Origin of the sequence: Tissierella praeacuta (assembly GCF_040396155.1) — a bacterium.
Taxonomy (GTDB): domain Bacteria; phylum Bacillota; class Clostridia; order Tissierellales; family Tissierellaceae; genus Tissierella; species Tissierella praeacuta_A.
The window spans coordinates 23,554-36,141 of sequence record NZ_JBEBOY010000016.1 but is presented as its reverse complement, the minus strand read 5'-3'; the positions used below and the strand labels follow the sequence as shown (position 1 = coordinate 36,141).

15 protein-coding genes are annotated in these 12,588 nt (G+C 31.4%); 12 read left to right on the top strand and 3 right to left on the bottom strand.

Going from position 1 to position 12,588, the window contains the following annotated elements; translation table 11 throughout:
* The first annotated feature begins 4 nt into the window (after window positions 1-4).
* The 6 genes from ABWP20_RS09535 (at window position 5) to ABWP20_RS09510 (ending at window position 5,586) form a co-directional block, all read left to right on the top strand.
* A complete protein-coding gene (locus ABWP20_RS09535) occupies window positions 5-1,357 on the top strand; it encodes a phenylacetate--CoA ligase family protein (protein ID WP_353095570.1) in 1,353 nt (450 codons plus the stop codon).
* 20 nt (window positions 1,358-1,377) lie between these two features.
* A complete protein-coding gene (locus ABWP20_RS09530; protein WP_353095569.1) occupies window positions 1,378-2,145 on the top strand; it encodes a TatD family hydrolase in 768 nt (255 codons plus the stop codon).
* A gap of 120 nt (window positions 2,146-2,265) precedes the next feature.
* Window positions 2,266-2,814 carry a ribonuclease M5 gene (rnmV, locus tag ABWP20_RS09525; protein ID WP_353095568.1) on the top strand — a complete coding sequence of 183 codons (549 nt, stop codon included), beginning with the start codon at window positions 2,266-2,268 and terminating at the stop codon, window positions 2,812-2,814.
* Complete coding sequence (gene rsmA / locus ABWP20_RS09520; protein WP_353095567.1) at window positions 2,804-3,670, top strand: 16S rRNA (adenine(1518)-N(6)/adenine(1519)-N(6))-dimethyltransferase RsmA; 867 nt, start codon at window positions 2,804-2,806, stop codon at window positions 3,668-3,670. Before rnmV ends, rsmA begins: the two co-directional genes overlap by 11 nt.
* A 30-nt stretch (window positions 3,671-3,700) precedes the next feature.
* Complete coding sequence (locus ABWP20_RS09515; protein WP_353095566.1) at window positions 3,701-5,197, top strand: hypothetical protein; 1,497 nt, start codon at window positions 3,701-3,703, stop codon at window positions 5,195-5,197.
* 23 nt (window positions 5,198-5,220) lie between these two features.
* Window positions 5,221-5,586, top strand: a complete 366-nt coding sequence (locus ABWP20_RS09510; RefSeq protein ID WP_353095565.1) for an ArsR/SmtB family transcription factor — start codon at window positions 5,221-5,223, stop codon at window positions 5,584-5,586.
* Window positions 5,587-5,608: 22 nt separating this feature from the next.
* Here the strand turns inward: ABWP20_RS09510 and ABWP20_RS09505 are convergent, their stop codons facing one another.
* On the bottom strand, window positions 5,609-5,875 hold the full coding sequence (locus ABWP20_RS09505; protein WP_353095564.1) for a late competence development ComFB family protein: 267 nt from the start codon (window positions 5,873-5,875) through the stop codon (window positions 5,609-5,611).
* A gap of 221 nt (window positions 5,876-6,096) precedes the next feature.
* On the opposite strand from ABWP20_RS09505, the gene ABWP20_RS09500 reads away from it, so the two are divergent.
* Complete coding sequence (locus tag ABWP20_RS09500; protein WP_353095563.1) at window positions 6,097-6,327, top strand: glutaredoxin family protein; 231 nt, start codon at window positions 6,097-6,099, stop codon at window positions 6,325-6,327.
* 50 nt (window positions 6,328-6,377) lie between these two features.
* On the opposite strand, the gene ABWP20_RS09495 is transcribed toward ABWP20_RS09500, so the two are convergent.
* On the bottom strand, window positions 6,378-6,563 hold the full coding sequence (locus tag ABWP20_RS09495) for a DUF1858 domain-containing protein (RefSeq protein WP_353095562.1): 186 nt from the start codon (window positions 6,561-6,563) through the stop codon (window positions 6,378-6,380).
* Window positions 6,564-6,720: 157 nt separating this feature from the next.
* Here ABWP20_RS09495 and ABWP20_RS09490 point away from each other — a divergent pair, with 157 nt between their 5' ends.
* The 5 genes from ABWP20_RS09490 (at window position 6,721) to ABWP20_RS09470 (ending at window position 10,698) form a co-directional block, all read left to right on the top strand.
* The gene (locus tag ABWP20_RS09490; RefSeq protein ID WP_353095561.1) at window positions 6,721-7,101 is read left to right on the top strand and encodes a phage holin family protein; all 381 of its coding nucleotides are present in this window, start codon (window positions 6,721-6,723) and stop codon (window positions 7,099-7,101) included.
* A gap of 280 nt (window positions 7,102-7,381) precedes the next feature.
* Entirely contained in the window at window positions 7,382-7,678 is a 297-nt protein-coding gene (locus tag ABWP20_RS09485) for an iron-sulfur cluster biosynthesis family protein (RefSeq protein WP_353095560.1), read from the top strand.
* 326 nt (window positions 7,679-8,004) lie between these two features.
* Window positions 8,005-9,342, top strand: coding sequence for a magnesium transporter (gene mgtE / locus ABWP20_RS09480; RefSeq protein ID WP_353095559.1), 1,338 nt, complete (start codon window positions 8,005-8,007; stop codon window positions 9,340-9,342).
* Window positions 9,343-9,542: 200 nt separating this feature from the next.
* Window positions 9,543-10,145: a nucleoside recognition domain-containing protein gene (locus ABWP20_RS09475; RefSeq protein ID WP_353095558.1), complete on the top strand. Its 603-nt coding sequence runs from the start codon at window positions 9,543-9,545 to the stop codon at window positions 10,143-10,145.
* A gap of 10 nt (window positions 10,146-10,155) precedes the next feature.
* The gene (locus ABWP20_RS09470) at window positions 10,156-10,698 is read left to right on the top strand and encodes a spore maturation protein (RefSeq protein ID WP_353095557.1); all 543 of its coding nucleotides are present in this window, start codon (window positions 10,156-10,158) and stop codon (window positions 10,696-10,698) included.
* A 70-nt stretch (window positions 10,699-10,768) separates the two neighbouring features.
* Here the strand turns inward: ABWP20_RS09470 and ABWP20_RS09465 are convergent, their stop codons facing one another.
* The gene (locus tag ABWP20_RS09465) at window positions 10,769-12,571 is read right to left on the bottom strand and encodes a heme NO-binding domain-containing protein (protein WP_353095556.1); all 1,803 of its coding nucleotides are present in this window, start codon (window positions 12,569-12,571) and stop codon (window positions 10,769-10,771) included.
* Between the last annotated feature and the right edge of the window lie 17 nt (window positions 12,572-12,588).

Below are 12,588 nucleotides of genomic sequence, written 5' to 3'. Positions count from 1 at the left end.
TAGTATGGATATGGTTAAACCTTTTATCGAAAAGATATTATATCCTGTCATGGAGAAGAAAAATGGTAATAGGATAAGAGAAAACATAGAAGAACTCCTTAAATCCGAAAAATTAGATAGTACTCGACTGAAAAAGTTACAAGAAGATAAACTAAGAAAACTTTTAATGGAATGTATAGAAAATATTCCAGCTTATAAGAAATATGATTATTTATTAGATGAGATTAAATCCGACGTAAAATCTGCTTTTTTAAAGTTTCCTGTATTGAATAAAGTTGATTTTAGAAATAATTCTGAGGACTTTTTAAATAGTACAATACCAAGATCTAAGTTGATACCTAATATTACTGGTGGTTCAACTAGTGAACCAGTTAAGTTTTTTATGGATAGGCACACTGTAGAATATTATGAGGCAGCAAGATGGCGAGGACTTTCATGGTGGGGAATTACTCCTGGAAGCAGAAGTATAATGCTATGGGGAAATCCATTAGAGTTAAATCAAACTCAGCAGAGAAAATATCGAATGAAGGAAAGATGGCTAAAAAATAGGATAATAATACCTGCTTACTCTTTAAAGCCGGAGTATATGGGAGAATATATGGATATTATGGTTAAATTTAAACCAGAGTATCTATATGGCTATGCTTCAGCTTTATATGCATTTGCATCATTGATGATTCAGCAGAAATTGGAATTGCCATTAAAATTAAAGGCTGTTATTTCTACATCTGAAACTTTACATGATTTTCAAAGGGAAGTTATTGAGAAAGCCTTTAAATGTCCAGTTGTAAATGAATATGGTGCTAGAGATGGGGGAATTTTAGCTTATCAATGTCCCTGTGGAAATATGCATATTAGTGCAGAGAATGCTATTCTTGAAGTTGTTGAACCTAAAACATTTAAACCTTTACCATCTGGCGAAAGTGGTATCTTGTTAGTTACGGATTTAAACAATTTTTCAATGCCTAGATTAAGATATCAAATAGGAGATAGAGCAATCGTAAGTGATAAAAACTGTGAATGTGGAATAGGTTTGCCAATATTAGAGAAAATAGATGGCAGAGAAGATGATATGTTTGTAACTGCAGATGGTGGATTGATTCATGGACATATTTTCAACCATATTTCTCGTTCCATAGATGCAATTCAAAAGTTTCAAATTATCCAATATAGTCCTTTACATGCAGAGCTAAAGATAATTAAAAGAGAAGGATATGACGGAAAAGAAATAGATAAATTTATTTCTGGAGTTAAAGAGCTGTTACCAAAAGCAACAATAGATGTAGAATTTGTTGACGATATACCAGTTACAGCTTCAGGAAAATATAGATATGCTATTAGAAAGTTTGAAATATAATGAAATAAGGGGAAATGAATATGCTTATAGATAGTCATGCGCATCTTGATGATTCGAGATTTGATTATGATAGAGACATGTTAATCAAGAGTCTACAGGATAATGGAATAGAAATGGTTATGAATATTGGTGCGGATTTAAGGTCAAGTATTGCATCTGTATCCTTAGCAGAAAAATATGATAATATATATGCGGCTGTTGGAGTACATCCACATTCTGCTAAGGAAATGGATGGTTCTACTATGGAAATATTAAAATCCTTTGCTAAAAGAGATAAAGTAGTGGCAATAGGAGAGATAGGATTAGATTTCTTTTATGATAATTCTCCTAGAGATATACAAAAAAAGTGGTTTAAAGAGCAGCTTGAACTGGCAAAGGAAGTAGAACTACCAGTGATTATTCATACTAGAGATGCAGCACAAGAGACTTTTGATATAATAAAGGAAGCACAGGACGGAAGACTAAGAGGAGTGCTTCACTGCTATTCTGGAAGTGTAGAGATGGCAAAGGAATATATAAAAATGGGATTTTATATATCCTTAGGAGGACCTGTTACATTTAAAAACTCTAAAGTAAGCAAAGAAGTAGCTAAAGCTGTTCCTTTAGATAAACTTTTAGTAGAGACAGACAGTCCATATTTAACTCCTGAACCATATAGGGGTAAAAGAAATGAACCAATCTTCGTAAAATATGCAGCAGGTGCCATAGCAGAAATTAGAGGGATATCCTTTGAAGAGTTGTCAAAAGCAACTAATAGAAACACTAAGGACTTATTTAAGATTCGCTGAATCTTAAATAAGTCTAATTGACAATAAAAAGGATAAAAAACTAATTATATGAATGATTTTAAGACTTTTAATTGTTAATCATAAACTGTTAATTGTGAATTGATTAAAGGGGTTGTTATATTGATAAAAGAAGTAATAGTAGTAGAAGGAAAAGATGATATAACTGTTGTAAAAGCAGCATTAGACGCAGAAGTCATTGCCACTGGTGGGTTTGGATATAATAAAAATTTCATTAGAACTCTTAAAAATATAGCAGAAAAAAGGGGAATTATTATATTGACAGACCCAGATTATGCAGGCGAGCAAATCAGAAGAGATTTAGTAAAACATATTAAAAATTGCAAACATGCCTTTTTGCCTCAAGGGAAGGCCCTAAAAAAAGGAGATATTGGAGTTGAAAATGCCAATAAAGAAGATATAATAGAGGCTATAAAAAAAGCTAGACCAAACAGTATAGAAAGAACAGAAGAGTTTACAAAGGAAGAAATAATAGCACTTGGCTTAGCTGGCGGAGAAAAGTCAAGGGAGAAAAGAGAAGAATTAGGATATATACTAGGAATAGGGTATGCAAATTCTAAGCAGTTCCTCAATAGGCTAAATAATTTTGGCATAACTAGGAAAGAATTTGAGGAAGCTTTAGAAAGGATTGGAAGAAATAATGGAAGATAAAAGACTTTATTCTCCTAAATATATAAGAGAAATTCTAGAAAGATATGGATTTAAGTTCTCAAAAAGTTTAGGCCAAAACTTTCTAATAGATGGCAATATTGTGCGAAAGATAGTAGACAAGGGAGATATTACATCTAATGATTATGTAATAGAGATAGGACCTGGAATGGGTACTTTAACTGAAGAACTGGCATTAAGAGCTAAGAAAGTTGTAGCTATAGAAATAGACGATACATTGCTTCCTATATTGGATGAGACTATTGGAAAATACAATAATGTTGAAGTAGTACATGGAGATGTATTAGAAATTGATTTACAGAAATTAATAGAAGAAAAACTAAATGGTGGTCCAGTTAAAGTAGTAGCAAATTTACCTTATTATGTGACTACACCAATAATCGCTAAATTAATAGAAGATAATTTAAACTTAGAATCTATTATAGTTATGGTTCAAAAAGAGGTAGCAGAAAGAATGGAAGCTGGTCCTGGCGGTAAAGAATATGGTTCTTTATCTGTCTTTGTTAATTTTTACAGTAAACCTGAAATAGTATTAAAGGTACCTAAGACAGTTTTTATGCCTCAACCTAAAATAGATTCAGCTGTAATAAAGCTTATGATAAATAAGGAATTACCAGATGTAGATAGGGAAAAGTTTTTTAAGATTGTAAAGGCTGCATTTTCTAAAAGAAGAAAAACCATATTAAATTCGTTGTCTACTTATGGTTTTAATATTGAAAAAGAAACTATAAAAGATGTATTAGAAAGTCTAAATATAAGTGCTAATATAAGAGCAGAAAATTTATCTGTAGAAGATTTTATAAAGATTAGTAAAACATTGCCCCCATTAGACATATAATTAAATAAAGTGTAAAAAGGGGGTAAAATTATGCCATCATCATTAGCATATACAAGGAAGTTTATAATACTAAAGAAAGAATTTTCTACCATGGCAGGAAGAAACCCAAAAGGGCATTGCAAACTAGAGATAAAGGGCCTTAGGGGAATGATCAGCGTAAATATTGAAAATGCAGAAGTAGATACTTTTTATAATCTTGTGTTTGTATCCAGTGATAAACTACGTCCTACTTGTGAATTGGGAAAAATATTTACAGATGATTTAGGAAGAGGCAGAGGTGAATATTCCTTCACTCAGAAAGAACTAGAATCCAAAAACTTTCCAATTGATAGGATATCTGGTATCCTAATAATGAGAGATAAACAAGTTTTTCTAGGAGGGTATCTCGGGAAGGAAGATGGAAGTATAGAAAGATACATAGAATCTATACCTTTTAAATCTCAATTGGAATCTGTTCCTAAGGCAATTGAAGAAGTAGTAGAATTAAATAAAGTAGAAGAAGTAGTACAAGAAGTTGCAGAAATAAATGAGATAGTAGAAGTAGAACAGTTTGAAGAAGTTGAAGAAATGGCAGAAATAGAAGAAACTAAGGAGATCCTAAAAGCTCAGGAGACCTCAGAGACTCAAGGGACATTAGAAACACAAGAGACATTAGAGCCTCAGGAAATTGCAGAAATTCAGGAGATTCCAGAAACTCAGGGAGATCTAGAAATTCCAGAGACTCCAAAGATTCAAGATTCTCCAAAAACTCTAGAAGCTTTAGAAATGAAAGTAATAGAAGGATTGGTAAATATAGAGGCAGTAAATCCAATGTATAATATACCCGCAAGAGAACCTAACTATGATGTATTAGTATATGATCCAAAATATGATATACCAGCTATTGAACCTATAGAACAAAATATGCTAGAGGAAGAAGATATTGAAGTAACAGAATATGAAGAAGAACTTCAAGAAGAAATAATAGAAGAAATCATTGAAGAAGAAGTAAATCCAGATATTGACCTTGAGCTTGAAGAGTTAGTTGAAGAATCTATGGAGCCAGATTATAAAACCTTAGACCATATAAGAAAATTAAATCAAAAAAATCAAACGACTAATTATGTATTGAGCATTTTAAGATATTTTCCATATATTGAACCTTTTAGCTATGATCTAAAGGGATATAATTGGTGGCTTGTGGAGCTGGATAAGGAAAATGAATATAGAGCATTCCTCCCATATTTTTCATATATTGTTGGAGGAAATAATAAGGAACCATATAATAGTAATATTGCTACTTGCAATCAACTAATGAATAAATATGGACATTATCTATTTGGCTTATATAATGAGGGAGAAGCAGTAAAATATTTTGTATACGGAATACCAGGCGAATTTAGTGTAGAAGAACATCCATATAGTGGCAGTAATGGATTTAATACTTGGTATAAAGGTAAGAATACAGAAGGATACTGGATTATATATATAGACCCAATGACTGGAAAAGCTGTAAAACCTGCTATTCCAATGACTCCCACGATTTAATAAATATAGGAGGAGATAAGTTAATGAAGAAAACAGAAGATAAGCTAGTGTGTACGGGACATTTACCAGATGAAATATCTATTGAAGATTTAAAGAAATGTTTAAATTTTGAAGAAGAGATTTATCTTTTGTCCAATATATTTAAGGCATTGTCAGACTCTACTAGACTTAAAATAATATATGCATTATCGAAGTCGTCTTTATGTGTATGCGATATAGCTAATGTACTTGAAATGACTCAATCAGCTATATCGCATCAACTTAGAATTTTAAGGGATTTAAAATTGGTCAAGTTCAGAAAAGAAGGAAAACGAGTTATATATTCATTAGATGATGAACATGTACTTGGATTATTTAAACAGGGATTAGACCATGTAAGGCATAAATAAATCCCACAGGGGGACTGTGGGGTTATTTTTGTTTTTTAGAGCATTCAGAACATATAATATCAGAGGCTTCAGCAACCTTTGCTAGTACTGATATTCTCCTTTGCCTTTCTAGTAAAAAAGCTTTTTTAATCGCTTCTGTCTCGTCATATTTAAAATAAGCAGGCGGAAGATTATTTAAAGCAATAGACTTAATATTATGTTCACATTTTTCGTTATCACAGATTTTATAACTATGTTTCATCTCACGAAAAATTTCATCAACTAGAAACTCCATATAATTTTTTATCAACATTATCATCCTTATAAATTAATCTACATAAGAATTATTATATTATTTATAAATATTATTGTCAAATTGATTGTAATTTCTCAGGCTAAAATTTCTTAGTTTAAATTTTATATTATGATTATTAAGGAAAACTATGGGTAAAATATTAGCGTAGAAGTTATTGACATATATACCCGCGAGGGGTATAATTAAATTAGAAATATATTAAAGGAGGAATATAAATGTTTGATGTAACTGTTTATACAAGTAATACCTGCCCATATTGTGTTTCTGCTAAAGACTATTTAAAAGAAAAAGGTGTATCATATACTGAGAAAAATGTTCAAACAGATAAATCAGCTAGAAAAGAATTAATGGCTATGGGACATATGGGAGTTCCAGTATTAATCATTGATGGTGAAGAAATAGTTGGCTTTGACAAAGAAAAAATAGATAGTTTATTAAAAAAATAATTTTAAAAAAATTTAAAAAAGGAAGAGTCATACGACTCTTCCTTTTTTAGTTATGCATTTAATGCAGTCATTAATTTATCTAAATCTAATCCATGTACCATGGCAGCTTCTTCTAAACTTTCCATTTGGCTTGATGGACAACCTACACAACCCATACCAAATCTCATAAGAATTTCTACTGCTTCTGGTTTTTTTCTAATTAGTTCACCAATTAACATGTCTTTAGTAATTTCCATATTTTCTAACCTCCTTCTTTAATTCTTACTACTATAGTAGCATATCTTTTATTTCCTTTCTACCATAATTTATGATTTCACAAAATATAAAAATTATTTAATAATTTATAGTATAAAAAAAATATTAGTGGAGATTACTATATGAGGAGGTGAAATTATGGATAACGATGATAGAAATAGAGACCAAAATAGGGACAGAGATGATTTTAACATTGGTGAAATGTTAATAAGGATTTTGGTTACAGCAATAGTAGTAGCTATAGCAGCATACTTTACTCCAGGATTTACAATAGATGGAATATGGAGTCTATTGTTAGCATCTGTAGTAATAGGAGTACTAGACCACCTTGTACAGAGGTTTACTGGAATTAGTGCCTCGCCATTTGGAAAAGGACTAACAGGGTTTCTAGTTGCTGCAATCATTCTTTATGTTACCAAATTTATAGTTCCTGGATTCAATATATCTGTATGGGGAGCTATAATAGGAGCTCTAGTAATAGGCATAGTAGATGCTATAATACCAGGAAGAGCGATGTAATTAATGTAGGATTTACATGTAAGATGCACAATAAAAAAGATAATAACAAATGATAAAAAATTAAAATGAATAAAACTGGAATTCTTTTCTACCTTTAAAATGTAAGTACAATCATTACAAAGGTAGATAGAATTCCAGTTTTATTTTTGATAAAAAAGGTGAAATTATGGTAATCTATAAGTAAAGCAATATTTATAGATAAAATTAATAAATAATTGTTTACAAATACCCCATAAGGGTATAAAATATATACAAAGAAAGAGAATTAGGAGGTAGTAAAATGATTATAGATTTAACTACAAAAGCTTCAGAAGAATTGTCAAAAGTTGTTGAAGATAAAAAGACTGAAAAACCTTTAAGAATTTATATTGCTAGCTATGGATGAGGTGGTCCATCATTTGGCTTAGCTCTGGATGAGCGTAAAGATGGGGACATAGAAGCTACAGTTGATAAATTTACATTTGTATTAGAAGAAGGATTAGAAGAAAGCTTTAATAAATTTACAGTAGACTATAGTGATAATTGGCTAAGGAGAGGATTCACAGTAATTCCAGATAGAGCTATTGGCGGATGTTAAAATAAAAAAGATAGGGTGACCTATCTTTTTTTATTTTAGGAAATGGGGAAAGTATGATATAATAACAGTTGTAAAAGATAATTGACAAAACCAATTAACAAAAAATAAGGATTAACTAAGAAATAAAAGATTAATTGAGTAGTCTGTTTAATGATTTTTAATGGTTAATTGTGATTTGTTAAATATTATTGATTCTAGAAAGGAAGGTCGGTGATGAAAATGGATTCGGGTCCTGTGCCCAGTAGTATTAAAAACAAAATTTTTAAAATAATAATAAGAGAACCATTTTTATCACTAAACATGGTTCTCTAAATTGGAGGGAGAGCATGGATGAAAGAAGACTTTTAGAATTAATTGAACAAAAAAAATATTTAGAAATTAAAAGAGAGTTATCTGAAATGAATGAGGTAGACGTGGCAGAACTCTTAGACCCATTAGATGCGCATATGACATTGTTAATATTTAGAATGTTGCCTAAGGATTTAGCAGTAGATGTATTTTCGCATTTTTCTACTGAGCAGCAACTAGGTATTATAAATTCTGTAACAGATAAAGAATTAGAGTATATTATGGATGAATTGTTTTTTGATGATATGATTGACTTAATAGAAGAAATGCCAGCAAATATTGTAAAAAAAGTTCTTAAGGCTACTAAAGAAGATGAAAGAAAATTAATAAATCAATTTTTAAAATACCCTGCAGATTCTGCTGGTAGTATAATGACAATTGAATATGTAGATTTAAGAAAGGGTATTACAGTAAAAAAGGCATTAGCCCATATAAAAGAAACTGGATTAAATAAAGAAACCGTATATACTTGTTACGTAACAGATGGGAAAAGAACCTTGGAAGGATTTGTTTCCCTAAGAACCTTGGTTACATCTGATGAAGATTTACTTATAGATGATATAATGGAAGATGAAGTAATTCGTGTAAATACTCATGATGACCAAGAAAGTGTTGCAAATGTGTTTAAAAAATATGGATTTTTAGCATTGCCTGTAGTAGATAATGAGAATAGGCTTACTGGAATCATTACAGTAGATGACATTATGGATATTATGGAGCAGGAAGCAACAGAAGACTTCCAGATAATGGCTGCCATGTCTCCATCAGAGGATGCATATTTAGAAACGGGAGTATTTACTTTAGCAAAACATAGGTTGCTTTGGCTATTAATACTTATGATTTCTGCTACTTTTACTGGTAGAATAATGAGTAAATTTGAAGATGTATTAGCTTCTGTAGTTATACTCAATATATTTATTCCTATGCTTATGGATACAGGAGGAAATTCAGGAAGTCAATCTTCAACTTTAATAATAAGAGGTTTGGCAACTGGTGAGATAACTACACATGATTGGTGGAAGGTTCTATGGAAGGAATTGAGAATTAGTATTATAGTAGGTATAATTTTGTCAATTGTAAATTTTATAAGACTTATAGTTATAGAGCGAATTGATTTAAACATAGCAATTACTGTTTCTCTAACTTTAATAGTAACTGTAATGATTTCCAAGATTGTCGGTGGACTTTTACCTTTAGTGGCTAAAAAGTTTAAAATGGATCCAGCTATTATGGCGGGCCCATTGATTACAACCATAGTAGATGCTTTGAGTTTAATAGTATACTTTGGCATAGCGAAAGTATTGTTAGGAATATAGAAATTGACAATTAAAATATTCAAAAAATAATAGGAGTCTGGAAAACCAGACTCCTATTATTTTTTGAATATAGACGAGCTGTGGAGAATAGGATGTTTATAGTGAATAGTTTTAAAAAGTAGAAACTAAAGGTTTTGATCTTTTAACTATTAATAATTCACTATTAGTTATTGGTTATTCACTATCTTGGGGGTGATAGAATGCTCAATATTATATGGGCAGCTCTAATCATTATTGGATTTGGAGTTGGAATGTTTACAGGAAATCTAGATGGGGTTACTAGTGCAGCCATAAACAATGCTAAATCAGCAGTAGAGCTTGCTATTGGACTTATAGGAGTTATGGCATTGTGGCTTGGGATAATGAAAATAGCAGAGGATTCTGGGCTTATAAGAGGGCTTTCACGATTATTGAAACCAGTTATGGTAATTCTATTTCCAGACGTACCAGCAGAACACCCTGCCATGGGGGCAATGATAATGAATATTTCGGCCAATATATTAGGATTAGGTAATGCTGCGACGCCATTTGGCTTAAAGGCTATGGAAGAATTACAAAGCTTAAATAGGTATAAGGATACGGCGACTAATGCTATGGTTACTTTTCTTGCAATAAACACTTCATCGGTAACATTGATACCGGCCTCAACTATTGCCATATTATCAGCAGCAGGTGCAGCTAACCCTACAGAAATAATAGGACCAACTATAATTGCTACAATCATATCTACAACTGTAGCCATAATTGCATCGAGAGCTTTACAAAGATTACCTAGATATGAAATAAGAAATAATAGAAGATAAGGAGGAATAGATGATGTTCCTTGAAATAATGCAAATTTTATCTAAACTTGCAATTCCTTTTATGATAGTTGGGATTATATCTTATGGAATGAGTAAAAATATTAAGGTCTATGAATCCTTTGTAGAAGGAGCGGCCAATGGATTTACTACAGCAATAAAAATAATACCTTCATTTGTGGCTATGTTTGTAGCCATTGGAGTTTTTAGGGAATCAGGAGCCATGGATCTTTTAATTAAAGGATTGACTCCGATTATGGAAATTTTTCATATACCAGGAGAGGTAGTACCAATGATATTTATGAGACCTTTATCAGGTTCAGGAGCTCAAGGTATAGTAAGTGAATTAGCTACGAACTATGGTCCAGAGTCTTTAATAGCTAGAACAGCAGCAGTAATGATGGGTTCCAGTGAAACTACATTCTACGTATTAGCAGTATATTTTGGTTCAGTATCCATAAAGAAACAAAGACACGCATTATCAGCAGGTTTAATGGCTGATTTTGCTGGATTGATTTCTGCAGTGTATATAACACGGTTATTTTTTAGAGGATAGCAGTTTTAGATTCTTTAATTTTAATAAAATAATAGTCTAGAAAAGGTGTAGAGCATGCTCTACACCTTTTCTAGACTATATATTTTTCCAATTCCTTACTAAATTCCATACTGACTTTTTTGAATTCATATATACTTTCCGTCATCTTTTTAATTTCTTCAGTATAGGATTGTACATTAGCAGAAACCTCTTGAGATGAAGCCGAGTTTTCCTCTGCAATAGCTGCTAAGGATTCTATACCTTGGGATATTGTATTTATATTATTAGTTTCCTTTGTAAGTTCATTTGTCAATTCAATAATTAATTCCGATACCTTTGCTATAGAACTTATAGAAGTATGATTTTCTTCTGCTACAGAATTTAATTTTACATTTTCTCTTTCAAGAATATTGAATTGGTCTGATATATCAAATACAAATCCATCTATATCATTAATAAAGGATTTCAAATTATCATTAATGGTTTGGACTGCTTCCTTAGATCCTTCTGCAAGTTTCCTAATTTCCATTGCAACCACTGTAAAGCCTCTGCCATATTCTCCAGCTCGTGAAGCTTCTATACTTGCATTTAGGGCTAATAAGTTTGTCTGCTCAGCAATCTTCTCTACGGTTTCAACAATATTACGAACTTCAGTTGCTCTATTTTGTAAATTTTGACCCTTAGATTTTACTTGAGAGAATTGCAATAGCACATGATTTAAGCTCTCAGATGTAGATTTCAAGTCTTCAAATCCTTGGTTTATCTGAGTAACTGCTGCTTCTAAATCATCTTTCCCTAGATTTTCTTTTTCAACTACTTCATTTAGAGAAACAATAGAGCTATTTAACTTATATGCTGCCTGTTCAGTTTCATCAGCTTGATTTATAGCCCCTCCAGCAACTTGCTCTACTACATTTGATATTTCATTTGAAGTAAAACTCATATTACTGGAAATCTCAGCGAATTTATCGGCAAAAACATTTAACTCATCTGTAGTTCCTTTATATCCTACAAAATCTGCTTTTATTGATTCCTTTAGATTCTTTATTTTACTGTTAATATCTTCAAAGAAATCATTAGTAGAAATATCTACTACCATGGATAAATCCTTATTTACAATTTCATCTAAGGAATTATAAATGTATTTAAGAGGTCTAAATAATCCCTTACTAACTAAAAATGGAACAATGGATGAAAGAATTAAAATTCCAGGGAAGGCTATAGATGGGGCTGCAAACTTAGATAACAAAACTCCAGGAATACCTATCAACAGAAGAGACGATAATGCAATTTTTCCCTCCATGTTTTTTATGAATCCAAAAGACAATGCCTTGCTAAATCTGAATTTTCTTTGATAATAAATTTCCTCAGGAAATGTAATGGATATCTTAGTAAAGTCATTTGTCTTTTCTAATGTTTCAACTTTAATATCCTCTTTAAAATATTTGGCAGCACCTTCTAACATTCCATGAAAATAAGAAAACATACCTCTAGATGAACTGTATGTCATATGTGCAGTATATTTGTCTATTGGCTTTATTCCTAAGATAGGTGGATTTGCCCCGGGAATTCTTTTGGTGACCACCATATGAATATCATACATTGCTTGAAGAAAAGAATACAGATTTTTATATCTAAAGAATGCAGGATAAACCTTGGTATAGGTCATTACATTGTGATTACCCATAGTTCTCCATATCTCATCGGAAGTTTTATTCAATTTTTGGGCAATATAATCTAAAAGCCCTAGGGCTATTTTATCTTCAATGTCTTCAGTTGGTGTAAATATTCTATTTGGATTAATGTTGAAGTTTTTCAATGCTTCATTTGTCACGCTTTCCCCATATAGTTCCCTGCAAGTTTGTATCCATGCAGAAACAATAGTACCTTTCACAATTATTCCCCCTTGAG